19 protein-coding genes are annotated in these 25,323 nt (G+C 37.3%); 10 read left to right on the forward strand and 9 right to left on the reverse strand.

Going from position 1 to position 25,323, the window contains the following annotated elements:
- Positions 1–106 precede the first annotated feature (106 nt).
- The gene (locus tag BZG01_RS03545; protein ID WP_101308447.1) at positions 107–1,252 is read left to right on the forward strand and encodes a trans-sulfuration enzyme family protein; all 1,146 of its coding nucleotides are present in this window, start codon (positions 107–109) and stop codon (positions 1,250–1,252) included.
- A gap of 16 nt (positions 1,253–1,268) precedes the next feature.
- Positions 1,269–2,774, forward strand: a complete 1,506-nt coding sequence (locus BZG01_RS03550) for a PLP-dependent transferase (protein ID WP_180327193.1) — start codon at positions 1,269–1,271, stop codon at positions 2,772–2,774.
- A 146-nt stretch (positions 2,775–2,920) separates the two neighbouring features.
- Here the strand turns inward: BZG01_RS03550 and BZG01_RS03555 are convergent, their stop codons facing one another.
- Positions 2,921–4,003: an alkene reductase gene (locus BZG01_RS03555; RefSeq protein ID WP_101308449.1), complete on the reverse strand. Its 1,083-nt coding sequence runs from the start codon at positions 4,001–4,003 to the stop codon at positions 2,921–2,923.
- Positions 4,004–4,285: 282 nt separating this feature from the next.
- Between BZG01_RS03555 and BZG01_RS03560 the strand changes: the two genes are divergently transcribed.
- The 6 genes from BZG01_RS03560 (at position 4,286) to BZG01_RS03585 (ending at position 11,268) form a co-directional block, all read left to right on the forward strand.
- On the forward strand, positions 4,286–6,106 hold the full coding sequence (locus tag BZG01_RS03560) for a peptidase U32 family protein (RefSeq protein WP_101308450.1): 1,821 nt from the start codon (positions 4,286–4,288) through the stop codon (positions 6,104–6,106).
- Between the two features lie 39 nt (positions 6,107–6,145).
- Positions 6,146–6,793 carry an AlbA family DNA-binding domain-containing protein gene (locus BZG01_RS03565; protein WP_101308451.1) on the forward strand — a complete coding sequence of 216 codons (648 nt, stop codon included), beginning with the start codon at positions 6,146–6,148 and terminating at the stop codon, positions 6,791–6,793.
- A gap of 480 nt (positions 6,794–7,273) precedes the next feature.
- Entirely contained in the window at positions 7,274–7,945 is a 672-nt protein-coding gene (locus BZG01_RS03570; RefSeq protein WP_101308452.1) for a TatD family hydrolase, read from the forward strand.
- A complete protein-coding gene (locus BZG01_RS03575) occupies positions 7,942–8,661 on the forward strand; it encodes a tRNA threonylcarbamoyladenosine dehydratase (RefSeq protein ID WP_101308453.1) in 720 nt (239 codons plus the stop codon). The genes BZG01_RS03570 and BZG01_RS03575 overlap by 4 nt, the downstream gene beginning before the upstream one ends.
- A 99-nt stretch (positions 8,662–8,760) precedes the next feature.
- Complete coding sequence (locus BZG01_RS03580) at positions 8,761–9,267, forward strand: methylated-DNA--[protein]-cysteine S-methyltransferase (protein WP_101308454.1); 507 nt, start codon at positions 8,761–8,763, stop codon at positions 9,265–9,267.
- A gap of 204 nt (positions 9,268–9,471) precedes the next feature.
- Positions 9,472–11,268 carry a hypothetical protein gene (locus tag BZG01_RS03585; RefSeq protein ID WP_101308455.1) on the forward strand — a complete coding sequence of 599 codons (1,797 nt, stop codon included), beginning with the start codon at positions 9,472–9,474 and terminating at the stop codon, positions 11,266–11,268.
- Between the two features lie 490 nt (positions 11,269–11,758).
- Here the strand turns inward: BZG01_RS03585 and BZG01_RS03590 are convergent, their stop codons facing one another.
- The 3 genes from BZG01_RS03590 to BZG01_RS03600 all read right to left on the reverse strand — a co-directional run bounded on the left by BZG01_RS03590 (position 11,759) and on the right by BZG01_RS03600 (position 16,298).
- Positions 11,759–13,087: a citrate (Si)-synthase gene (locus BZG01_RS03590; protein WP_101308456.1), complete on the reverse strand. Its 1,329-nt coding sequence runs from the start codon at positions 13,085–13,087 to the stop codon at positions 11,759–11,761.
- Between the two features lie 67 nt (positions 13,088–13,154).
- Entirely contained in the window at positions 13,155–15,422 is a 2,268-nt protein-coding gene (locus BZG01_RS03595; RefSeq protein WP_101308457.1) for an aconitate hydratase, read from the reverse strand.
- Positions 15,423–15,797: 375 nt separating this feature from the next.
- Positions 15,798–16,298 (reverse strand): metallophosphoesterase family protein, encoded by a 501-nt coding sequence (locus BZG01_RS03600; RefSeq protein WP_101308458.1) that lies wholly within the window; start codon positions 16,296–16,298, stop codon positions 15,798–15,800.
- A gap of 216 nt (positions 16,299–16,514) precedes the next feature.
- On the opposite strand from BZG01_RS03600, the gene BZG01_RS03605 reads away from it, so the two are divergent.
- Together BZG01_RS03605 and BZG01_RS03610 are read left to right on the forward strand one after the other, a co-directional pair.
- On the forward strand, positions 16,515–18,119 hold the full coding sequence (locus BZG01_RS03605) for a peptide chain release factor 3 (protein WP_245870248.1): 1,605 nt from the start codon (positions 16,515–16,517) through the stop codon (positions 18,117–18,119).
- Between the two features lie 31 nt (positions 18,120–18,150).
- On the forward strand, positions 18,151–18,525 hold the full coding sequence (locus tag BZG01_RS03610; protein ID WP_101308460.1) for a thioesterase family protein: 375 nt from the start codon (positions 18,151–18,153) through the stop codon (positions 18,523–18,525).
- Between the two features lie 168 nt (positions 18,526–18,693).
- Here BZG01_RS03610 and BZG01_RS03615 read toward each other — a convergent pair whose 3' ends face one another.
- The 5 genes from BZG01_RS03615 to BZG01_RS03640 form a co-directional block, all read right to left on the reverse strand.
- The gene (locus BZG01_RS03615) at positions 18,694–19,935 is read right to left on the reverse strand and encodes a DUF438 domain-containing protein (RefSeq protein ID WP_180327195.1); all 1,242 of its coding nucleotides are present in this window, start codon (positions 19,933–19,935) and stop codon (positions 18,694–18,696) included.
- A gap of 122 nt (positions 19,936–20,057) precedes the next feature.
- Positions 20,058–21,056 (reverse strand): glycosyltransferase family protein, encoded by a 999-nt coding sequence (locus tag BZG01_RS03620; protein ID WP_101308462.1) that lies wholly within the window; start codon positions 21,054–21,056, stop codon positions 20,058–20,060.
- Positions 21,057–21,099: 43 nt separating this feature from the next.
- A complete protein-coding gene (locus BZG01_RS03625; RefSeq protein ID WP_101308463.1) occupies positions 21,100–21,963 on the reverse strand; it encodes a UDP-2,3-diacylglucosamine diphosphatase in 864 nt (287 codons plus the stop codon).
- Positions 21,964–22,261: 298 nt separating this feature from the next.
- Entirely contained in the window at positions 22,262–23,017 is a 756-nt protein-coding gene (locus BZG01_RS03635; RefSeq protein ID WP_218972995.1) for an RluA family pseudouridine synthase, read from the reverse strand.
- 28 nt (positions 23,018–23,045) lie between these two features.
- Positions 23,046–25,295 (reverse strand): U32 family peptidase, encoded by a 2,250-nt coding sequence (locus BZG01_RS03640; protein ID WP_101308465.1) that lies wholly within the window; start codon positions 25,293–25,295, stop codon positions 23,046–23,048.
- Positions 25,296–25,323: the final 28 nt, after the last annotated feature.

Raw genomic sequence — 25,323 nt, forward strand, 5'->3', positions numbered from 1 at the left:
AAAGTTAAATTTGTGATAAGCTTTTAAATTTCCTGCTGCAACCACAATAAAAACAAGCAAGTTTTTTTGAATAAAAAGCCGATAACTATTAATCAATTTTTCACGAATGCATATTGAAACTTTACTTGCTCATTTGGCTGAGGAGGGTGGCGTATACGATCCATACGGAGCCTCGCACCTGCCCATTTATCAAACAGCTACCTTTGATCTGAAAAAACAATCCGGATCTAAAATTTACGATTACACCCGTTCTGATAACCCAACAAGAGATGCTTTGGAAACGGTTTTTGCCAAGGCTGAAAATGGGGCATCTTGTTCGTGCACTCATACCGGGATTGGAGCAATTGCCTTGCTTTTTGAAACTGTATTGAGAGCAAACAGTAAAATTTTGGTTGAAAAAGATTGTTATGGTGGCACTTACCGACTTTTACAGGTATATAAAGACAAATACAATGTAGAAGTTTTCTTTGCTGATTTTACTGATCTTTCGGAAATTCAAAACTTACTGGAAACAGAAAAATTTGATTTAGTTCTTTGTGAATCGCCCACCAATCCGGGAATGAAAATTATTGATTTAAGAGAATTGGCGAGACTTGCCAAAAATAATGGAAGCAAATTTGCCGTTGATAACAGTCTCGCAACATTTGCATCTCAGAAACCACTCGATCTGGGAGCTGATTTTTCTGTTTTCAGCGCTACAAAGTACATTTCAGGACATGGAAGTACTGTTGCTGGTGCCTTGGTCTCTAAATCGGAGGAAGATGGCGAAAAGGTTGCCTACTTTGCCAATGCCGAAGGCCGTTCCCAAAATCCCTTTGATGTATTTTTAATCTCATTGGGAATACCTACTCTCCCCTTACGACTCAAGCATCATGAACAAAGTGCAATTCAGGTTGCTGACTATTTGGAGAAACACCCAAAAGTGAATAAGCTGGTGTATCCGGGTTCCAAAAATCATCCGCAGCATGAATTGGCAAAATCTCAAATGAAAATTTTCCCCGGCGTACTCACTGTTCACATGCAGAATGTTGAAACGGCTGAAAAATTGGTCGCTTCCACTCGCTGGTTTGGAGAAAAAGCCTCGTTCGGAACTGCAGATTCACGAATTGAAATTCCCGCTAAAATTAGTCACGCATCCTTTTCTAAAGAGGATCTGCAAGCAATTGGAATCTTCCCATCCACAGTTCGATTATCCATTGGTTTGGAACACATCGATGATCTGCTTGAAGATTTAGAAAACGCACTTAAATAATTTAATGGAAAAATGCATGGCTAAAAACCCATTCCGAAACATAGCTTGCGGAAAATCGATTCCACCGAACAATGTTCACGCTATTTCCGTTAGTCTTCCAACTATTCAGGATGTCTATTCCTATGAAGAAAATAAGAATAACTGGCGGAATTGCATGGAAACAGGCTATCCCCGCTTTTTTTGTCATCCCTACGAAACAATGGTTATTGAATATTTTAAGGCTCATTTTTCAATTAGCGAAGAGAAACATGTCTTCCTGTTTCCATCAAAATCTTCCTGTCAGCTTGTAAGCAGTTTTTTTGAACTTGATTTGAGGGAATATGAATTAAATGGAATCTTCACCATTTCTGTTGATTCGCAAAATCCTGCTTTTAAAAAAGCATGCGACTTTATTCAACATACCGGGCACAAAGTTTTTTCAAGACAATTAGAAGATTTCTTACTCAAGCTAAAACTCATAAACAATCCGCATCAAGAGGAAATTCTTTCTACTAATCCGGAACAGCACGTTAAACAAGAACTCCAAAAACAGTTCCTGCTAGATAAGAATCAAAACATTGAACTATTTTCGAGTGGAATGAATGCGATATATTCTCTTTTTGAGGGCATTAATCAAATTCAAAAGCTAAAAAAAGCCACTGTTTTCATCCAATATGGTTGGTTATACACCGATACCATAGATATTTTGAGAAAGTACAGTGAATCTTATTTTGAGGTAATCTCTGTTTATGACGAGAAAGAATTACTGTTGGTAATTGAAGCTAACAAAGAGAGAATTGCCGCAGTATTTACCGAAATTCCAACCAATCCTTTTCTTCATACTCCCAATTTGCCTTTTCTATATACGAATTTAAGCAAGCTCAATATCCCTTTAATTGTGGATGGAACCATTGGAACATGCGTGAATATGAATTATCTGCCTTACTGCGATTTTGCCGTAGAAAGCCTCACAAAATTTGCATCTGGAATGGCTGATGTTATGGCTGGTTGTGTTGTTCCAAATCCCAATTCGAACTGGACAAAGAACAATTTGGTTGATTTAAAGCCCTACCAACAAGAATTATACAGAAGAGATTTGGAAAGAATTGCATTTCAAATTTCAGGTATGGAATCGAGAGTTAAATCCATTCGAAAAAATGCATTCGAATTGGCTCTTTTTTTCGAATCCCATCCTGCAGTAAAAACCGTTAATTGGTCGCACAATAAAAAAAACGCAGCAAACTATTCGAAAATTGAGAAAGAGGAAAACAACTATGCCGGATTAATTTCTATTGAATTTGATGGCTCGATTGAAAAATTTTATGATGCTCTTGAACTTCCAAAAGGTCCAAGTCTTGGCACAGAATTCACTTTGGTAATGCCTTATTTTTACTTGGCTCATTTCGATTTAATTAAGACCAAAGAAGGACGAAAACTACTTGCCGAAAAGGGAATCAACTGGGAATTGGTTCGGATATCAGTCGGCACTGAACCAATCGAAGAATTAATCAGCATTTTCGAAAAAGCCTTGAATCAAATCTAAAAAAGGGTGTCCGAAAAGTAAAGTTTTATTTGAAAATGTCATGTTGAGCGAAGTGGAAACATCTGTTATTCAAAGATAAAGATTCTTCAACAAGCTCAGAATGACAATAAGATTGACCTTTTTAGACACCCTCTTAATTTTAAAATCTATACAAGAGCCGGATAGTCGGTATATCCAACTTCGTTACCCCCGTAAAAAGTTTCTTTATTAGCTGCATTCAATCCAGCACCTTGTTCAAATCGTTTTTCTAAATCCGGATTGGCTAAATAGGGTACTCCGAAAGAAACCAATTCTGCTTTTTTCGAAGCAATTGCTTCATGACCTGTTTCTTTCGTAAATCCTCCATTCACCATTCGAACGCCCCTGTACTGTTTCCCGTAATAACCGGCTACATCTTTAATCAATTGCGGATGGTTATCAAGAGGAATCAATGATTCAATCAAATGCAAATAAGAAAGATCATATGCATTCAATTTATCAATCACATAATTAAAAATTGATGTTGGATTCGAATCTCCCATATCATTAAACAAACCACTGGGAGAAAGACGAATACCTACCGATGAAGAATCCCAAACCTGCAGTGTTGCGTCTAAAACCTCAAACAGAAAACGAGCTCGATTCTCTACCGTTCCACCATATTTATCGGTTCGGTGATTTGTTTTATCTTCTAAAAACTGATCGATTAAGTAACCATTTGCTGCATGAATTTCAACGCCGTCAAAACCTGCATCCTTCGCATTTTTAGCTGCCATTTTATAATCTTCCACAATGGCTGCAATCTCCTCTGTTTCCAAAGCTCTCGGAGTCACAAAATCTTTCAGTCCCTCATACGTAAATGCCTGTCCTTCCGGACGAATAGCGGAAGGTGATACCGGCAATTCTCCATTGTGAAAATCGGGATGCGAAATCCGCCCAACATGCCATAGTTGAATAAATATCTTCCCGCCTTTATCGTGAACAGCTTTTGTAATTTGTTTCCAACCATCCACTTGTTCTTTACTGTAAATTCCAGGCGTTGCCGGATAACCCATTCCCTGAGGTGATATTTGACTCGCCTCTGATATGATTAAACCTGCTCCTGCTCTTTGTTTGTAGTACTCTGCCATCAATTTTGTCGGAACATTTCCTTCTCCGGCTCTGTTTCTGGTCATTGGAGCCATTACCATTCTATTTTCCAATTCGATTCTACCAATCGCAAAAGGAGTCAATAATGTATTTTTATTCATCTTCTTTTTCGTTATTTTTATTTAATCAAGATATAAATAAGATTCTGATTTCTAAAAAAAGAAATATTAGAGATAAGTATAAATGAATTTATAGTTGCTATTTATCACTAAGCAAGAAAACAATCAAGTTGAATTTCTATTGATCTCAAGATTGGTTCGTATCTTCGCTAAAAATTTGAAAAGAATGAAACGTCCGTAATTTAATAATTGTTAACTCATACTTGAGCATGATTATTTAATCAAGATAAGTTCCTTCTGACATCTTTAAACAATTTCAGACACATGAAACAAATAGAACTATTAGCTCCAGCCAAAAATCTGGAAACAGGAATGGCTGCCATTAATTACGGAGCTGATGCTATATATATTGGTGCACCTAAATTTGGTGCCCGATCCGCCGCAGGAAATACTCTCGAAGATATTGGGGAGTTGATTAAATATGCTCATAAATACCGGGCGAAAGTATTCATCACGATGAATACGATTCTATATGACCATGAATTAAAAGAAGCTGAAGAGCTGATTCATCAACTTTATAAACTTGGGGCTGATGCTCTGATTGTTCAGGATATGGGAGTTCTGGAAATGAATCTTCCACCTATCGAACTTCATGCCAGCACACAAACTCATAATTACGATCTCGATCGGATTAAATTTTTGGAGCAAGTCGGATTTAAAAGAATTATTCTTGCCCGGGAGCTTTCCCTGGATCAGATTAAAGAAATCCGCAAAAATACCACGGCAGAACTTGAATATTTTATTCACGGCGCATTATGTGTTTCTCTAAGTGGTCAATGTTACTTCTCTCATGCTATTGGCGGACGCTCTGCAAATCGCGGAGAATGCAGTCAGGCTTGCCGGATGAAATACGATTTGGTTGACGGAGAAGGAAAAGTAATTGCGAAAGACAAACACCTGCTCTCTCTAAAAGATCTGAATCTCTCCGCTCATATGAAAGAATTGGTGGAAAGCGGAATTTGCTCTCTGAAAATTGAGGGGCGTTTAAAAGACAGCTCCTATCTAAAGAATGTTACAAGCTATTACAGAAAAGAATTAGATGATGTTTTTGCAAAGAAACAAGAGTTTGAAAAAGCATCGTCGGGGACAGTCAATCCAAACTTTGAACCGGATTTAGAGAGAACTTTTAACCGGGGATTTACAAACTACTTTTTTACAGGTAGAATTCCCGAAATTGCAAATTTCCATACGCCAAAATCATTAGGAAAAGAAATTGGTAAGATTGTTGACATCCGTAAAGATCATTTTATAATTGACAGCAAATTTGAAATTCACAATGGTGATGGTCTTTGCTTTTTTAATCACAATAAGCTGTTAAAAGGAATTCTTGTAAATGGAGTAAAAGGGAAACAGATATTTCCAAATGAAATGAGCATGCTGGTTAAAGGTGCTGTTTTGTATCGTAATAACGATCATGAATTTGCCAAAACTCTTAAAAGAGACAACTCTATCAGAAGAATTTCAGCAGATCTTTTTCTGGAATTTAAAGAAAATATTCTGACCTTATTTGCTGCAGATGAAGACGGCATTAGTGCTTCGGTTCAATTTAAGGAAGAGTTTGAATTGGCCCGAAATGCTGAAATGGCAATTACTAATCTTAAAAATCAATTATCGAAATCGGGAGATTCAATCTACTCGATCAATTCCATTGAAACCAACTTTACCGAAGCACCCTTTGTTCAGGCCAAAGTGCTTAATGAGTTGCGCCGGCAGGTTCTTGATTCTTTAACTGAGAATCGGCTTAATGCATTTCAACAACCCAAAACGAAAGCGTTAATCTCGCATCCCAAATATCATACAAAAAACCTGAATTATATGGGTAATGTGGTCAATTGTAAGGCCGAAGAGTTTTATCACAAGTGTGGGGTCGAAAAAATCGAAAAAGGTTTTGAACTGCAATCCAATTTCAAAGGGAAAACAATCATGACCACAAAGCATTGTTTGCGTCATGAATTTGGTATGTGCAACAAGGAGGTTAGTACCGGACAAAAAACAAATCAACCATTGTATCTTGTTGATAATAAAAATCGCTACAAACTTGAATTTCAGTGCCAGCGATGCGAAATGAAAATCATTTTTGAATAGAACAAACCGAAATTCGAACCCTATTTAAGAATATTAGCTATGGTTCACTATATAGAAAAATTAATTCGTGAGGGAGAACATCAGCAGCAGGATTTTAAATTCTGCATTACTGATTCCCGAAAAATTGCCAGATCATTATCTGCTTTTGCCAACACCGACGGGGGAAAATTACTTATTGGAGTAAAAGACAATGGGAAAATTGCCGGAGCAAAAGTAGAAGAAGAATTCCACATGATAAAAGCGGCTGCTGATATGTACAGTCGTCCTAAAATTACTTTCGAGAGCAAAGTCTGGCAAATAAGCGGAAAAAATGTTTTGGAAATCACTGTACCACCTTCCGAAAAAATGCCTCATTATGCCGAAAATGAAAAAGGAAAATGGTTGGCATACCTGCGAAAAGACGATGAAAATATTCTGGTAAACAAAGTTCTTCTTGAAGTTTGGAAACGAAAATCAAAACCAATCGGAACCTATTTAAAATACACCGAAACAGAAGCCGTTTTAATGGAATACCTTAATCGTAATCAAGAGATTAGTCTCAATCAATATTGCAGAATTGCAAAAATTAGTCGCTACAAGGCAGAACGGATATTAGTGAAACTAATTTGCTGGAATGTTATTGAATTAAACTTTTATGCAGGAGGTACCAAATACCTCATAAAACGAGAAAAAACTTCAAAAATATAAAACACTTCAGTCAAAGACTATTGAGTTACATCAACTTGATTATGTGTGGATTTGCACAATTAAAACATAAAAAAAAAGCACAAAAAAACCGCACTAATTAATAGGATTTTAAACTCCTTAATGACAGGATTTGAGTGCCAGCCTGATCAAGTATCCCCTGTGCCGAAACAACCCGAAGGTTGGGGCCCGCTTTAGCAAGCATGTAGCTTTCTCGGTATCTTATAAATGTTGAGTTTAACAATCGATAATTAATGCGGTATGCTATTATCTTATTTCCAAAGAACGTTCTCTTATTACTCGCAAGCTAAGGAAGAATCTCTGCTTTTGCAAGGCTTACGGTGTATTTTTTATTCTAAATTAAACAAATTCACACTTCCTATTACTCAAAGCACAAGTTATTAAAACGTTATACTATCGAGACTGCCTGCTTAAAGCACGAAATTTGGATCAATCAGCAATATTTGTATTTTTGCCAAAAAAATGACTTTGTCAATGGTGCCTTATATCGACATCCATACGCATAACTGTAGTTATCAGTCCAATGTTTGTTCTATCCTATCAATTCAGCAGGAAGAACAACTGTTAGACAGCCAAACGGTATATTATTCTGCAGGAATTCATCCATGGGCAATTAAGTCAGTAAACATTCCTTCGGCATTGAATGAAATGAAAAATCTGGCTTCATACCCGTCAGTTTTAGCAATAGGAGAAATAGGGCTCGATCGAATGACCGAAACGGCTCTTTCCATTCAGGAAGAAGTATTTTGGAAACAATTGCAGATAGCGGATCAATTTAATAAACCGGTAATTATTCATTGTGTAAAGTGTTATTCCGAAATAATCAACATACGTAAAAAAACAAATACTAAACTTCCATGGATCATTCATGGATTTGTTAAGAACTTGCAGATTGCCGAGGATTTAATAGAATTGGGATGTTATATTTCATTTGGAAAGGCTTTACTGATTAATGAGAATCTGCGGCACATTTTCAAAATGCTTCCTGCAAAAAAAATATTTCTCGAAACGGATGATAGCGATACAGATATTGAAGAATTATACAAAAAAGCAGCAACGATAAAAAACCTTGAAATAGAGGATCTGAAAAAAGAATTACTATCAAATTTTACGACCTGTTTTAATCGATTATGAATAAAGAATGGCTTAGCAGAACAGAACTGCTTCTTGGTAATGACAAATTGGACAAGTTGAAAAATGCACATGTTCTTGTTGTTGGACTGGGTGGTGTTGGAGCTTACGCGGCTGAACAAATATGCCGTGCCGGAGTTGGAGAAATGACCATTGTTGACGGCGATGATATTGAAATTACAAATCTTAATCGTCAACTTCCGGCAAGTATCAGCAATCTTGGAAAAGATAAGGCAAAAATAATGGGCGAACGTCTTTTGGATATCAATCCAAATTTAAAACTCAACATCCTTAACGAATACCTGCGGGACGAGAGAATGATTGAAGTTTTGCGAGAAAAAAAGTACGACTATGTTTTGGATGCAATAGATACTTTAGCTCCAAAAATTTTTCTCATCTACCACAGTTTACAGAACAATCTGAAAATTGTGAGTGCAATGGGTGCAGGAGGAAAAATGGATCCAACGAAAATTCAAATTACTGATATCTCAAAATCATATAACTGCAAATTGGCTAGAATGCTTCGTAAAAAACTTCACCAATTAGGAGTGCACGAAGGCGTACAGGTCGTTTTTTCCCCGGAAGATGTATCTAAAAATGCAGTTATACTCGCTGAAAGCAAAAATAAAAGATCAAATGTAGGTACCATTTCCTATATGCCTCCTCTATTCGGATGCTTCTGCTCTTCAGTAGTAATAAATGGTTTATTATCAGATTAATTATTTTTACAGCACAGAAAGCAACATTCCGTGTTGTTCTTTATAATATTTAGTACATTGACAAGAACTAATACATCATTATTTTCTAAATCAACTGATATGATCTACTACGATATTCTTCCTTCTCCTGTGGGTAATTTGTTGCTTGTTGCAGATGATAATGGTTTAAAACAGATTCAGTTTGATGAAGGGAATCAATCAAATGGAATAAAACCAAATTGGATTAAAGATTCCAATAAATTGAAAACGGTTGCCGATCAATTAATTTCCTACTTTGCCAATGAGCGAACCACATTTGATGTGAAACTCTCACCTGACGGAACCGCTTTTCAAAAACAAATATGGAATCAACTTCTGAAGATTCCATATGGGAAAACGTGTTCTTATCTGGATATTGCCTTGGCTATAAATAAACCTTCTGCGTGCAGAGCAATCGGAATGGCAAATTCTAAAAACCCTATTCCTATAATAATTCCTTGTCATCGGGTTATTGGAAAAAACGGGAAACTTACCGGTTATGCCGGAGGACTATCCAATAAGGCTAAACTGCTGGAAATAGAAAACATTGATCTTACGCCCTCGAAAGATCAATATCTGCTGTTTTAAATGCCACTTACCCTTTATCTATCAGGCTTTTCTATCTTATTCATGTTTTAAGCGTTTTTCCTGAATAAGAAATATAAATACCCAAAATAGCTTTGATATCATTGACAAATAGGCTAACTTGCGCAAGGCAATTTTGTAGCTAAATGCTGTTTTTTCAGCTAATGAAATTTGCCAAAAAAATCATAAAAATCAATATCCAATTACATGAGTAAAATTTTAGGACATAGTTTCCATATCCCAGTTATGGGAACCGGATTTACGGTGGACACTCCTGTAAAAGTGGCTCATTTAGGAATTTCATCTGTTGTTTCAATTGTTGATGATATTCTACTTGAGAAAATGAGAGAATTGTATTGCAATAAACTCAGCTTGCCATTTTTACCAATTTCGGAGAAGACTAAAGATTTTCGTGCAGAAAGAATCACCTCTTACCTCAATTTAATAGATAAGATCGTAAAAGAGAAATTTGAGAATCTAAAAGCATCCGTACAAGAAAAGAAAGAAAATCTAGAGGAATATCTTGATTTACTTCCTGATTTTTCTGAAGTAAAAAAAGAATTTAAAGAAAAATTTGAAGGCAGTTCTTACGTAAAGGAAGCGAAAGAATGGTTGGTGAAAAACCTTCCTCTTGGTTCTATTGATGTAAACATCATGACCAAGCTAGACAAAGATAACTTTTATGAAGGTGAGCAATTACCTGCAGAATATAACGATGCACATGCAGCTCTTCGTGGATTTGCCATGAGTAACCTGGAGAGCTCCATGGTTTTATCTGCCGGAATGAACCCACGCTTATATGGTTATTTAGAGCAATTTGAAGACTTTTATCCGGATGAAAATGGCTATATAAAGAAGAAAATTGTTCTGAAAGTCAGTGATTACCGCTCTGCCTTAATACAAGGTAAATTCCTTGCAAAAAAAGGAATCTGGATTTCGGAGTTCCGAATTGAATCCGGTTTGAATTGCGGCGGTCATGCTTTTGCAACCGAAGGCTTTTTAATGGGGCCGATTCTTGAAGAATTCAAGAATAACAGAGAGGAATTAAGAATAACTCTTAGCGAGATTTTATTTCAAGCTCTAAAGGGAAAAGAAAGAGTCTGCCCAAAATCAAATTTAGACATAAGAATCACCGCACAAGGTGGAGTTGGTACAGCTGAAGAACAAGAGTTTTTGATGAACCATTACAATCTTGATTCTATTGGCTGGGGAACTCCGTTTCTTTTGGTTCCTGAAGCCTGCGACGTTGATGAAAATACTTTACACCTACTTGAGGAAGCTCAGGAAAAAGATTTAAAGCTTAGCCATGCTTCTCCTTTAGGTGTTCGTTACAACAATCTTGTTGCAAACACCAGAGACAGAGATGTTCTTAAGAAATTTGCAGAAAACAAGCCAGGAAGCGCGTGTACAAAAAAATACATGTTAGCCAATACTGAATTTACTGAAAAACCAATTTGTACCGCGTCAGTTCAATACCAAAAGTTAAAACTGGCTGATTTAAAAGAGAAAAATCTTTCGGAAAAAGAATATGAAAAAGAAGTTAGTTTGCTTCTTGAAAAAACATGTTTGTGTAAAGGTTTGTCGGCATCTTCTTTTTTGGTAAATCATATCGATACAAAAGCAGATGGTGATGGAGTTTCGATTTGTCCTGGACCAAATCTGGCATATTTTTCGAAAAAGGCTAAATTGAAGGAAATGGTTGATCACATTTACAATCGAACAAATTTGATTGTTAGAACAGACCGGCCTCATATGTTCATAAAAGAAATGAGTCTGTATATTGACTATTTAAAAGAACAAATTGATGAGCTTCATAATCCTGTAGCGAAACAACTTAAATCTCTTGAAAAGTACAAAGACAACCTTTTAAACGGGGTTGACTACTATAAAAATTTATCGAATAATATAACCGATAAATTTAAAAACATGAAAAACCAGGTTGGTAAAGATCTGGAGAAATTAGAACTCGAAATTCGGGGATTACTTATTTCCTCTGAAAAATAATCAACATGTAAAGCCAATCGAATATCGATTGGCTTTTCTCTTTCTATCTACCAGCCACCAATCCATTACGCAATACAAAAAATTAAAATGGCGTAAAACACCCATTTTTTTTGAGTGTTTCTATCCTTCACATTGGGTAAAACCAATGGTTTTTCTCTCTAAAAAAACATCCATATTTGTAAGGTGAAAGGGATATCACAATAAGGTTATTAACCAAATTGTGAAATGAGAGTGATTAGCAGCATGTGCTTCTGCTGCGAGGATACTTTAAATCCTGCAAGGTTTAGGTTAGGGTTAGAATTGTGCAGCAGGATTTAAAGTGATTCTCTTTTCTTTAGTAATTGAATTCATTGGAACGTTTTCCATATTGTTAGTTTTTGCGCAAAACTGTATAAAAGTCTTCACCAACTTTTATGCAGTTTTTTTTGCTGTAAAAAAAGCTGATTTCCTTTCAGAAATCAGCTCAGTCTTTTTATATCACAAATTGTTTTTATTCTTCAGCTTCCACCATTTTCTTAATACCCGCAATTTTCTCCAGCATATCAGTTGTGATTGATTTTGGTCTTTCCAAAGGATACCCTAATGCCCTGTCCCAAATCACATTGGCACAAATACCAATTGAACGGCCAATACCGAACAGAACGGTATAAAAATCGTATTCAGTAACTCCGTAATGCCACTGAATTACACCAGATTGCGCATCAACGTTTGGCCAGGGATTCTTCGCCTTTCCATGCTCTTTAAGAATATCAGGCACTACCTGATACAGCATATCCGCATATTTAAAAATAGGATCCTCAGGCAGATGTTTCAAACTAAATTCGCGCTGAAGCATATATCTTGGATCAGTCTTACGCAATACAGCATGACCAAAACCAGGAATCACCTGACCCGAGTTTAGTGTATCCCATACAAACTGGGTCATCTCTTCTTTAGTAGGAATCCGATTGTCCATTTTATCCATTACCTCTTGCAGCCATCTTAAAACTTCCTGATTGGCAAGACCATGCAATGGACCGGCCAAACCATTAATCATTGCAGATGTAGAAAGATAAATGTCTGATAATGAACTAGCTACCAAATGGCCTGTATGCGCACTCACATTACCACTTTCATGATCACTATGGATGATGAAATGCAGACGGGACACATCGTCGTAAGGCTTTGCAACGCCCATCATGTGAGCAAAATTGGCTCCCATATCCAAATTAGGATTGGATTGGATTCTTGGTCCCTGACGATACAATTTATTATAAATGTAAGAAGCTATCTCGGGAAGTTTAGCAAGCAGGTTTAATGCATCTTCATAAGTTGCATCCCAATACTCCTTCTTATTTAATCCTGCATGGTACTGTCTGTTAAAAACAGATTCCCTGTTTAACGTAAGAATGGCCGTTGAAAAGATGGCCATAGGATGACTACAGCATGGAAATGAATCAATTACCTCGTAAACATAGCGAGGTACAATTCTACGCTTGCTAAATTCATCAACAACCTGCATTACCTCTTCCTGATTTGGGAAATCTCCGGTAAGGAGCAAATAAAACAATCCCTCAACGTAAGGCATGTCGCCTCCTTTAGGTTTTGGTAAGCCTTTAATTACTTCATTCAATGTAAATCCTCTGTAACGTATCCCTTCATCCGGATCAAGATAAGAGATATCTGTAACCAAAGATTTCAGTCCTCTCATTCCTCCAATTATCTGGGATATTGTAACCTGATCAACAACTACATCCCCGTATTCTTCCAATAATCTTTTTGTTCTAGGTCTATGTTCCTTAATTTTTTTGAACAAAGTTTGCTTTAGTGTTTTTTTCATATGGTCTAAACTTTATGTTTGGAAACCAACCGGGGAGACTGATTTCACGTTAGGAAATGTTTATTGTTTATTTTGCGTTTTGTATTCTGATTAAATTTAAAGCACTTCCTGCTTTAAACCACTCAATTTGAACATCGTTATAGGTATGGTTCGCTACAATTGTATCTTTTGAACCATCTTCATGCGTAACAATTAATTTCAATGGTTTTCCAGGAGCGAAATCTGTTAATCCGGTAACATCAAATTTATCCTTCTCCTGAATTTTATCGTAATCAGCTTTGTTTGCAAATGTCAATCCCAAAACACCTTGTTTTTTTAGGTTTGTTTCATGGATCCTGGCGAAAGAACGAACGATTACCACTTTAACACCTAAATGTCGTGGTTCCATTGCCGCATGTTCTCTTGATGAGCCTTCGCCGTAATTTTCATCTCCAACCACAACAGAGCCCAATCCGATGGCTTTTAAATCTCTTGCTGTAACAGGCACTTCTTCATATTTGCCGTTTACCGGATTAAATATCGAATTGGTTTCCTCATTGAAATAATTAACGGCACCAATCAACATGTTATTAGAAATATTATCCAAATGTCCTCTGTATCTTAACCATGGTCCTGCCATAGAAATATGATCGGTTGTACATTTTCCTTTTGCCTTAATCAATAAATTCAACCCAGTCCAGTCTTTACCATCCCAGGCTTGAAATGGGGCAAGCAGCTGCAGGCGCTCCGAACTCTCATTCACATTAATGGCAATCGCACTTCCATCAGCGCCGGGAGCCAAATAACCGGAATCCTTCATATCGAAACCATTCGGTGGAAATTCCAAACCTTTTGGTTCATCCAATCTCACTTCAACACCATCTTCATTAATCAAAGTGTCAGTCATTGGATTAAAACAAAGATCTCCCGCAATAGCCAGGGCAGTAACCAATTCCGGTGATGCTACAAAACCATGAGTATTTGGATTGCCGTCATTTCGTTTGGCAAAATTTCTATTGAATGAAGTTATAATAGAATTCTTACGGGTTGGATCTTCGGTATGACGTTTCCACTGTCCGATGCAAGGTCCGCAGGCATTGGCCATAATTACTCCGCCGATGTCTTCAAACTCCTTTAAAATACCATCACGTTCCGTTGTATATCTTACCAATTCAGAACCCGGAGTCACCACAAATTCTGCTTTTACTTTCAGGTTTTTATCCTTAGCCTGCCTGGCCAAAGATGCTGCTCTTGAAAGATCTTCGTAAGAAGAATTGGTACACGATCCAATTAGTCCAACCTCCAATGTTTGAGGGTAATTATTTTCTTTAACAGCCTTTCCAAATTCGCTTAAACTATGAGCCAAATCAGGAGTAAAAGGACCGTTAATATATGGCTGCATTTCGGATAAGTTGATTTCGATTACCTGATCGTAATATTTTTCAGGATTCTCATACACTTCCTCATCCGAACGAAGATGATCCATTACCACATCTGCTAAATCAGCAACATCTTCACGTCCTGTGTGACGAAGATAATTGCTCATATTTTGATCGTAACCGAAAATTGATGTAGTTGCACCAATTTCGGCTCCCATATTACAGATGGTTCCTTTACCGGTACAAGACATCGCATCAGCGCCTTCGCCAAAATATTCAACAATAGCGCCTGTTCCCCCTTTAACGGTAAGAATTCCGGCAACTTTTAATATTACATCTTTAGGAGAAACCCAACCACTTAATTTTCCGGTCAACTTCACTCCTATTAATTTAGGCATTTTTAATTCCCATGGCATTCCTGCCATTACATCTACTGCATCAGCACCTCCTACTCCAATAGCAACCATTCCAAGACCACCTGCATTCACAGTATGAGAATCGGTTCCAATCATCATTCCACCAGGAAAGGCATAATTTTCCAATACAACCTGATGAATAATACCAGCACCTGGCTTCCAAAATCCAATTCCATATTTCTGAGAAACAGACTCTAAGAAATCGTACACTTCGTTGTTTTGTTGTTTTGCATCAGCCAAATCTTTCTCTGCACCAATTGATGCCTGAATTAAATGGTCGCAATGAACCGTTGATGGTACAGCAACTTTAGTCTTCCCGGCATTCATAAACTGCAAAAGTGCCATTTGCGCTGTCGCATCCTGCATGGCAACTCTATCGGGAGCAAAATTCACGTAATCTTCTCCTCTTGTAAACTTATTCCCTTTTTCCTCAACAGATAAATGGGAGTATAAAATTTTCTCGCTTAAGGTAAGCGGTTTGCCTAAATTTTTACGGGCATTTTTCACCCTTTCAGGCATTTGTTCGTAAACAGATTTTATCAATTTAAAATCAAATAGCATAGTTTGATGAATTTTTGATTTATATATATTTTCATTGGTATTTATTTCGAATTCGAAAAAGTCTACAAAATAAATAAATTATTATCGGATTTCCCGATCTTTTTATGCATTTTATTGTGCGTCTTACTCAAACACCTGCGTTCTGGCTTACAGCTGTTTATAAGGCTTTCAGTAAAAAACTGATCTGCTAAGTATAATTAAATTTAAATATCTAAATATAACAAAAACTTGGTATATTAAAAAGCATGTACTAAAAATCTTCATGAGTTTTCAGACCGCTTAAAAAGGAACATAATTATTCCTTCCTTCCAATAAATTCCCCCTTGATGAAACAGACTTTTCAGGTATTTCTGAACTTCGGTAAGTTAGGTGCTTTTACTTGCCCTTACTCCCAAATTCCACAACTTGAAGATCTTTAATTTCCTTTGCTTCGATTGTGAATTTGACCATAGTCTGCACTTTGTGATAACCATGAACTCCAGATGCTCCCGGATTTATATGCAAAAGATTCAATTCTTTATCGAAAATAACCTTAAGAATATGCGAATGACCTGAAATAAATAATTGCGGAGCATTCTCAAAAATTTCGGGTTTTACATTCCGATCGTAATTTTTTGGATAACCCCCAATGTGTGTGATCCAGACATCAACCTCCTCGCAAACGAAGCGTTGGTGTTTTGGGTAAACCAAGCGAACATTATGGTCATCTATATTTCCATGAACGGCTCTAAGTGGTGCAATTTCAGCTAATTTATCAGCAATTTCAATTCCTCCGATATCTCCGGCATGCCATATTTCATCGCATTCTTTAAGATGTTTTACCACAACCGGGTCAAGCCATCCATGAGTATCAGAAAGTAATCCTATTCGCTTCATAAATTTTTTATTATCCGCAATTTTGAAGCGTAAATCTACAAAAAGAAAATGAAAGAAAATGCAGAAATAATCAAATTGAATTAAGCAATCGTTAGCGCTTTAAAGCACCATATCCCAGGGCAACCGCCCTTGCATGGGGTTCATTAGGCTGCTAGAGGGCAAGCTATTTAATCGGCAGCTAAACACCTATAATCAGCAAAAAATGATTACTTTTGCATGCTTTTATTTTTAAAGAAAATACTATCAATGGGGTTTAAAGACGAGATAAAAAGACGAAGAACATTTGGGATTATTTCTCATCCGGATGCGGGAAAAACAACACTAACTGAAAAATTACTTTTATTTGGTGGTGCTATTCATGTTGCTGGTGCTGTAAAATCAAACAAAATAAAAAAAACGGCTACTTCCGATTTCATGGAAATTGAACGACAAAGAGGAATCTCTGTTGCAACTTCCGTTATGGGATTTGAATACAAGGGTCACAAAATAAATATTCTTGACACACCTGGTCACCAGGATTTTGCTGAAGATACCTTCCGAACACTTACAGCATGTGATAGTGTAATTATCGTTATTGATGTTGCAAAAGGAGTTGAGGCACAAACCAGAAAATTAATGCAGGTTTGCAGAATGCGAAAAACTCCGGTTATTGTTTTCATTAACAAAATGGACCGAAGCGGAAAAGACGCGTTCGATTTGCTTGATGAGATTGAAACCGAATTGCAAATCAGTGTGAATCCTTTAAGCTGGCCAATTAACATGGGACCTGATTTTAAGGGTGTTTACAATATCTACCAGAAGAATTTGAGTTTGTTTACACCGGCAACTCAAACAATTCAGGAGACCATTGAATTTGACGATCTCTCCAATCCTAAATTGGAAGAATACATTGGGGATGATGCCGAAATACTCAGAGAAGAACTTGATCTAGTTTCAGGTGTTTATCCTGAATTGGATATTCAGGAATATCTGGATGCAAAAATTGCTCCTGTTTTCTTCGGTTCGGCTTTAAATAATTTTGGTGTTCGGGAACTTTTGGATGCTTTTATTCAGATTGCACCTTCTCCCCGTCCTTGCCAAACTGTTGAGCGTGTAATTGAACCTACAGAAGAAAAATTTTCAGGCTTTGTTTTTAAGATTCATGCGAATATGGATCCAAATCACCGCGACCGCATTGCCTTTGTGAAAATTGTGTCGGGTGTATTTAGAAGAAATACTGCTTATTTGCATGTACGAAACGGAAAAAGAATAAAGTTTTCGAGTCCAACTGCATTTATGGCCGAGAAAAAATCGATTATTGAGGAAGCCTATCCGGGTGATATTGTTGGTTTGCACGATACGGGAAACTTTAAAATTGGTGATACTTTAACGGAAGGTGAAAAAATCCACTTCAAAGGAATTCCGAGCTTCTCTCCTGAGTTGTTTAAATACATCGAGAATGCTGATCCGATGAAATCGAAACAACTGGCAAAAGGTGTTGACCAATTAATGGATGAAGGAGTTGCTCAGCTTTTCACTTCTGAATTTAATGGCCGCAAGGTTATTGGTACAGTGGGTGCACTTCAGTTCGAAGTTATTGAATATCGTTTACTACACGAATATACTGCCTCATGCCGCTGGGAACATATCAACCTTCACAAAGCTTGCTGGATTAAGTCCAACGATGATGAACAGCTGAAAGAGTTTAAAAAAGCCAAATATCAATACATCGCAAAAGATAAACACGGTAGAGATGTTTTCCTTGCTGATTCTGGCTATATGCTGCAAATGGCACAAAGCAATTACCCCAAATTGGAATTCCATTTCACATCGGAATTTTAATCATCTAACTACGATATTAACAATTATTTATATGGCATTAAAAGAAGGATTATCTGTAACACAAACAATGACTGTCAGCAAAACAGATACAGCAATACATCATGGCTCCGGGAAACTGGAAGTGTTTGCCACACCGGCCATGGTGGCTTTCATGGAAAATACGGCAGTTGCCTGTATTGATCCGGAAATGGAAAAAGGCACCGATAGTGTCGGCATTCAAATTGACACCAAACACAGCAAAGCCAGTAAAGTTGGAGCTTTAATTACCTGCACCGCTAAATTGGTAAAAGTAGATGGCAAGAAACTAAGTTTCGAAATTGAAGCTTCTGACGAGGGAGGAAACATCGGAAACGCATCTCATATTCGATACATCATCGATCCTGTGAAATTTATGAGCAGACTCTAAACCCTGCTTTCAAAATATGAGAAAAGCCTGCAAATCTTTATGAATTGCAGGCTTTTTAAAGTTTATCCACCAGCAGGACTTGTTCTTCTTTGATCAATAACAGAAAACAATACACCTCAGAGAAACACAGAGAATTTAATATTTGGCATCTATCCTTTGTAACTATTCTTAATCCATCAAGCGTTTTTCGCCATCCAGTCTGCGGATATCAGTTACATCCTGGCTGACTTCAATACAGCCTTTGTAAGCATTATCCTCATCGCGTAAAGCGAAATACTGAATCAAAACGAATTTCCCCTTCATCTGAATCCAAAACGATTCGCTGTCCTTTTCACCACTTTTAAACGCCTTCACCAAATCGTCAACCACATGAACGCTCTCGGGTGGATGACAATTCTGTACCGTTCTTCCAATGATCGCTTTCGAGCGGGGGAAAAAGCGTTCTTTCGGATTGGAAAAGAAACACACCCGGTCATTTTCATCAATCATGGTAATATCAACCGGCAAATGATTCAGCAACATCATCGCTTGTTTCAAAGTCATTAGTCCCGTTTCAAAGTTAAGTACTGCATCTCCCAATTGATCTATATTTAATTTATCTCCTGCCATTTCGCGCTTGTTTGTTTCTTGTTTTTTTCCCTTTTTCACCAGTTTGGGAGCTTCAATAAAACTGAAGCCAATTTCATGACTTTGTTCGTTCATTTCCTCCCACAATTCCTCCGAAACGGCATTTAATGCCACCGGAAACAATAAATATTCCTCTCTTGAAATAATGGCATACATGAAAAAGAACAAATCACCCAACAATTTATTAATCAATTGCAGATTGATAAAGCTGGATGTAAGCTCTGCAGTCAATTGCTTTTGAACTCTTCGGATATCATCGTGAATGGACCACATTACACCCAAACATTTGTAATCGGGAAACTGATTTTCGAAATAAGGAAAGAAAATATTTTCTTTGCGCTGGAAATGCTTATCCATCTCAGCCAAGGCTTCTATCTTAGTTTTCAGGAAAGACAATTCATCAGCCAATTTCACCTCATCTTTTATGGTATTGATGCTTTTTGCCAATGGTTTAATTTCCTTCAGGCGAGTATCCAGCTCAGCATTTTCCTGCATCATAATGCCCAAAAAATGAGTCGGGTCCACATCAGGCTTTGGATGATTATGTATCTGCCTGTGAAATACGTTGAGTGCTTTATTGATCCCAATCTTAAGATCTTCCATCGGAAGTTTTGCCTCAACCAAACGATGCACTACCAAAACAATATCGTTTGGTGTTAATTGGTCGATAGCCGTTTGATGTTTTTTGATTAATCCGGTACCTTTTGCTCCATTTATCAGCTGAAAGCAAAAGTCATATAACGAATTAACTCTTGCCTGATTGTTATTTATAAATTCGGACATATGGTAATTTTTATTGTTCCTAATTCGGGAAAAATACAATAAAAAGCCCATGAAACCAATATATTTGAAAGTTCTGTTCTATCAATTAAACAGAAATAAAATGCTTAATATGAACAGAAAACCTAAATATTTACCGTGAAATGATTCATTAGATGTTTGATTACATTTCGTGCGTTATCGGGGTAATTTATACGAACAGACTTTTCTTTTTCTTTTAACCAATGCCCAATTAATTTAATACTGTATTCCTCCAAATCATAAAAAACGGGAACTCCTAATTCTTCCAATGCATAGGCATTACAAACCTGCTCGAATTGATTCTTCATTGGAATTACCGCCAACTTCTTGCCCAAATGCATGGTTTCGGCAGGTGTTTCGAAACCGGCGCCACAAAGAACACCTTCACAATCTTTTAATCCTTCAATAAATTCTTCGGAATTAACCGCCCTTACGCTTATATTATTTTTCTGATATGCCTGCTTGCTGTGTTTTGAGAAAACCAACCACTTTGTAGATGAAAACTGCGACAGCACTGAGATTATTTTCTCATCGGAATAAGCCGGCAGATACACCACATAAAAGCCCTTGTTCTGCACCTCCAATTTGCGGATTTCCCTTCGTATTATCGGTGTAAACATGTTGTGCCCGTATTCTTTAAAATGAAAACTTAAATTTTGTGAGCAAGGAGCATAGTATTTTAAGATTTTAAATCCGAATGCATCTATGTTTCCGGGCAAAGGAGTTCTGCTGTTCAGCATTGCTGACTGATGACTAAGCCCTAAACAGAATACCTTTTTCAGTTTGCATGCCCATGCTGTAACCGGTTCAAAATCGCTGATTACCAAATCGTACTCTTCAACCGGAAGTGATTTTATATCCCGGATAAAACGGTAAACATTAAATTTTCGAATGGTTTTCCAAATATCAACACCTCCGCTTTTACCAAAAAAGAAGCCCAGTCCCTGCTTTTTATATTTGATTGGATGTTTAAATTCCAAATCGTGATGAAGACCGGAAATTAAAATGTCGACTTCGGCCTCTTCTTTTAAATGAGGTATTAATTCAATTGCCCGGCTTAAATGTCCATTGCCGGTACCTTGAATTCCGTATAGTATTTTCATTGATTCAGTATAATATAGAAAAGAGAAAGCTTGTAATAACGAACTAGGATGCAATAAGCTTATTATTGGATGTAAATTCAGTGAGCATCTCCTTGAATATTTTATCGTAATCATCCAGCTTGTAACTATCCAAATCAGGAACTGCATCTCTGGCATTTTCATCTTCATTATACTCATAAATACTCCATTTCCCCTGGTGATATTCCAGAGCACTCAAACTTTCAATCCAATCTCCTGAATTAAGATACATTGTTGCCCCTTCTTTATTACTTATTTCCTTCATTTCAGGGTGATGAATGTGCCCGCAAACTACATAATCGTAGCCTTTTGTTATGGCAATATCTCCGGCAATTTCCTCGAAATTATTAATGTATTTCACAGCCGACTTCACACTGTTCTTGATCTTCTTAGATAGAGACACCTTCTCCTTGCCCAACATTTTAGCAAAAAAGTTAACAGCCGAATTAATCAGAATCAGCAGATCATAACCAATAGATCCTAACTTGGTCAGCCATTTGGCATACTGCATGGTAACATCGAAAACATCGCCATGAAATATCCACGCCTTTTTTCCATCGAGATTCAAAACGATTTTATTCACGATACTTAAACCTCCCAAGGTAAAGCCTTCAAATTTCCGAAGCAATTCATCATGATTTCCGGTAACGTAATAAACAGGAATCCCTTTGGATAAAAAAGAGGTAAAATGCTTGATGATGCGCATGTGTGATTTTGGCCAGAATCGTTTGCTAAACTGCCAGATATCAACAATGTCTCCATTCAAAATTACTTTCTTAGGCTGAATCGAACTTAGGTACTTCAACAGTTCTTCGGCCCGACATCCCATGGTTCCCAAATGAATATCAGAAAGAACCAAAACATCTACTTCGCGTTTGCTTTTAGGCATAAATAACAGATTAATTTATACAATAAATATATACTGCGCCTGTTAACTTATGGCCTAACCTATTTTATGAAATAATAAAAAAACACAGCTTTATTGTTAAGAAATTGTTACAAGCCCAAAACAGAAATGCATGATGGGGAAAAGGAGAATGGCGAAAAAATAAATGTGGTGAAAGATTTCCGAATCGAGCTGAGACTGTCCTATTTTGGGCGGACATTCCGCAAATCGGGCGGACAGTCCCGAAAAGATTGTAAAGGCATTCCGGACTGTTTTACCCTTCACCCGTTTTATTTCCTGTTTATTTCATAAGTTGTTTAAAGAAACCCGGAGTATTGGTTTCAAATGTCATCTCTTTTTTAGTAAAAGGATGTTGTATGGTAAGCGATGCAGAATGAAGAGCCAAGCGCTTCACTCCCTTTCCCTTTATTCCATACACTTTGTCGCCCGCCACCGGATGTCCATGTTCGGAGAAATGAACGCGAATCTGATTTTTACGGCCTGTAAACAGATTTATTTCAAGCATACTAAAGTATTTTGATTCCCTGATGACCTTATAACCGGTTTTTGCATACTTCCCTTTGTTCGGATTTTTAACAGAAAAAACCCTGTGAATGCTGTTCTCGGTCAGGTACGATTCTATAATGCCCTCCTTTTTGTCCAGCTTTCCTTCAACAACGGCAATGTATGTTTTACTGAAACTTTGCCACTCGGTTTGCAGAAATATTTTTGCCGCTTCTGTTTTGGCAAATACCAATACGCCTGAAGTATCCTTATCCAGACGATGCACAATAAAAATTCTGTTTTTCGATCGCGGATTTCCTTTTTTTACGTAATGCGTTACATGCTGATAAGCTGTTTTCGTGCGCTCACGATCGCTTCCCATGGTTAGCAAACCACTTACTTTCTCAACAACAATTATATCCTGATCTTCGTGAAGAATGGCACAACCTCTGGGTTGAAATCTAGGCTTTACTTTATGCTGTGGTTTTTGACTCTCTTCCATTATTTCTATCTGCGGATATCGGATTAAGGCTATGTTTTTTTGATTGTGCAAAGATTGCTCTTTCCTTTTAAGGATACAACTAAATTCCCTTTTTGTATTGTCGGTTGGTGGTATATTGAATCACTTCCTTCACTTTCGTTTCAGAATCTGCTTTTCCGTCAAGCAGATTTTCAAAAAGCTGAATGACTTCTGATTTCGATGCCAATAGCTTGCTCTCGGTTTTTACATCTCGTAAATCAATAAGTAAAGAAGAAAAAACAGCTGGCAAATCATTTAGAATGTCTGTATTCAGGAAATTGTTCTGATTGTAGATGGTATGATAGTTTCCTTCTGATTTTTCAATTAAAAACGAATCGTTTTTCAGATTGGTGATGGATGATAATTTCCCGCATTGCTGAATGCATGTATCATCCACCCGGTTTTTCTCACAACCAGTTACCTGATGAAACAAACATTGTCTGCTGATCATTAGTACAATGTGATGATAAATGCTGTAGTGAAGTTTAAAATTTACCGGCTTTTTTATGTTTTTAATCTGATTTTGGTTCAACTCATTCGAGATAAACGCCCCGGAGCAATTCAATTCCTCTTTTAAAGCCAGCAGGCCATACGAATTCGCAATATTAATTTGCGGACCTGCAATCCAATCTATTCCCAACGGATAAGCTTCGTAAGCTATGCCGGTGTTATTGGTGACAATCAATTTTGGTTTTAGCTGTTTCAGAAATTCGACCGCCGCAGTATAATCTTCCCCAATAATCACCGAAGGAAAGTAAGGAATCAAGTTTTTGTTCTTTGCAAAGAAATCTACAAAGTGAGAACATTGGCCCTTAAAACTATTGGGCAGCTGAAAATAGATGTCGGCTTTGGTTTCATTAACAAGAAACTCATCTTTTTCAGAAGAAATCAATACTGAAAGCCTCGGTTTATCAATCTCCTTTTCAGGATTCTTTATGGCAGGAAGAGTAACCGGAGCAACAGTTTCTTTCGATCCATTTAAAATGAACAGGATTTTTTTCTTAAGTGAAGTAAGCTCTTTAAAAGAAATATAAACCTCAGCCTTTATGCCTTCCAAATTCAACTCCTCTATAAAATATTCGGTGTCGTTAAAAGCTTTGAATCGCTTTAAAACTATAGCCTCAGTCAACACCTCTGTGCCCTTGTTGAACAGATTGCTTTCCGAAAATATATCAAAGCCTGCCTCCGGTGTTTTTACAGAAACTTTTAATGGAGAGCCACATTCTCCGGAAAGATGAATTTGTAAAGGTGCTTTTTCAGCACTCACCTGATTGATCTTAGCTTCAACCATTGCTTTTATCTCTTCCTTTTCCTGATATAATTTTAACTGCCCAACTTCTGCCTCATCAGCGGAAGCGTACAAATTAATTTCGGAAAGATGCTTGATGGAATGATCGCGGGGATTATCGATGAACATGCTTTTGCTGATCTCCCCTTTTAGCAAAGTATTTGAAAAGCTGCGGTTAAATACCTTGTACAAAAGGCTATCATCCGTGCCAATTTTGCTTTGTGAGTAAAAAGTATCGAGTTGCTTTCTCCAGGCATCCACCACCGTGTACACATAATCGCACTTTTTAATTCTTCCTTCAATTTTTAGGGAATCAACACCGGCATCGTACAATTCCTTCAGATCGAAAAAGGCCGAATTGTCTTTTAAATTCAGCGGGTATTCTTTGCCTGCTGCAGTAGTCTTGTACTGATCGCGGCAAGGTTGACTGCAACGACCGCGGTTGCCCGAATTCCCACTTAAAACAGAACTAATATAGCAGAGTCCCGAAAAGGAGATGCAATTGGAACCATGCACAAACACCTCTGTTAAAACATTGTCCTTATGCGCTGCGGATGTCAGATGCTTTATTTCATGGATATTCAACTCGCGGGATAGATTTACCCGGGTTGCAGAAAGTTTGCTCAGGAATTTTATCTGCCCTTCGTTATGAGTGGTCAACTGAGTAGAAGCATGAACATTGAGTGATTTAAAATACTTTTTGAGCAGATAAAGCATTCCCAGATCCTGCACAATTACACCATCTATACTGGTATTTACCAACTTGTTCAGCAAACTAATCAGAGCCGGAATTTCACGTTCTATGATAATGATATTGAGTGTAAGAAAAACTTCACAATTGTGGCTGTGAGCCAAATGCAAAATGCCCTGCAGATCTTGAAAACCAATATTGACAGCTCTATTCCGGGCATTGAACTGATCCAGTCCGCAATACACCGCATTTGCACCGGCCAATATCGCTGCTTTTATGGAATCAACATCTCCGCCCGGCGCTAATAATTCAATCTTTCTTTTCGTCACCATCCTACTCTTTATTAAGATGCCAAAAGTA

It is taken from the genome of Labilibaculum manganireducens, from assembly GCF_002843385.1.
Classification (GTDB): Bacteria; Bacteroidota; Bacteroidia; order Bacteroidales; family Marinifilaceae; genus Labilibaculum; species Labilibaculum manganireducens.

What these genes read in the sequence shown, in the direction of transcription:
- BZG01_RS03640 (WP_101308465.1), bottom strand. Translation starts at nt 25,295, where the DNA reads ATGGTGACGAAAAGAAAGATTGAATTATTAGCGCCGGGCGGAGATGTT.
- BZG01_RS03560 (WP_101308450.1), top strand. Translation starts at nt 4,286, where the DNA reads ATGAAACAAATAGAACTATTAGCTCCAGCCAAAAATCTGGAAACAGGA.
- BZG01_RS03620 (WP_101308462.1), bottom strand. Translation starts at nt 21,056, where the DNA reads ATGAAAATACTATACGGAATTCAAGGTACCGGCAATGGACATTTAAGC.
- BZG01_RS03610 (WP_101308460.1), top strand. Translation starts at nt 18,151, where the DNA reads ATGGCATTAAAAGAAGGATTATCTGTAACACAAACAATGACTGTCAGC.
- BZG01_RS03580 (WP_101308454.1), top strand. Translation starts at nt 8,761, where the DNA reads ATGATCTACTACGATATTCTTCCTTCTCCTGTGGGTAATTTGTTGCTT.
- BZG01_RS03555 (WP_101308449.1), bottom strand. Translation starts at nt 4,003, where the DNA reads ATGAATAAAAATACATTATTGACTCCTTTTGCGATTGGTAGAATCGAA.
- BZG01_RS03545 (WP_101308447.1), top strand. Translation starts at nt 107, where the DNA reads ATGCATATTGAAACTTTACTTGCTCATTTGGCTGAGGAGGGTGGCGTA.
- BZG01_RS03590 (WP_101308456.1), bottom strand. Translation starts at nt 13,087, where the DNA reads ATGAAAAAAACACTAAAGCAAACTTTGTTCAAAAAAATTAAGGAACAT.
- BZG01_RS03595 (WP_101308457.1), bottom strand. Translation starts at nt 15,422, where the DNA reads ATGCTATTTGATTTTAAATTGATAAAATCTGTTTACGAACAAATGCCT.
- BZG01_RS03565 (WP_101308451.1), top strand. Translation starts at nt 6,146, where the DNA reads ATGGTTCACTATATAGAAAAATTAATTCGTGAGGGAGAACATCAGCAG.
- BZG01_RS03615 (WP_180327195.1), bottom strand. Translation starts at nt 19,935, where the DNA reads ATGTCCGAATTTATAAATAACAATCAGGCAAGAGTTAATTCGTTATAT.
- BZG01_RS03570 (WP_101308452.1), top strand. Translation starts at nt 7,274, where the DNA reads ATGACTTTGTCAATGGTGCCTTATATCGACATCCATACGCATAACTGT.
- BZG01_RS03585 (WP_101308455.1), top strand. Translation starts at nt 9,472, where the DNA reads ATGAGTAAAATTTTAGGACATAGTTTCCATATCCCAGTTATGGGAACC.
- BZG01_RS03575 (WP_101308453.1), top strand. Translation starts at nt 7,942, where the DNA reads ATGAATAAAGAATGGCTTAGCAGAACAGAACTGCTTCTTGGTAATGAC.
- BZG01_RS03625 (WP_101308463.1), bottom strand. Translation starts at nt 21,963, where the DNA reads ATGCCTAAAAGCAAACGCGAAGTAGATGTTTTGGTTCTTTCTGATATT.
- BZG01_RS03605 (WP_245870248.1), top strand. Translation starts at nt 16,515, where the DNA reads ATGCTTTTATTTTTAAAGAAAATACTATCAATGGGGTTTAAAGACGAG.
- BZG01_RS03600 (WP_101308458.1), bottom strand. Translation starts at nt 16,298, where the DNA reads ATGAAGCGAATAGGATTACTTTCTGATACTCATGGATGGCTTGACCCG.
- BZG01_RS03550 (WP_180327193.1), top strand. Translation starts at nt 1,269, where the DNA reads ATGGCTAAAAACCCATTCCGAAACATAGCTTGCGGAAAATCGATTCCA.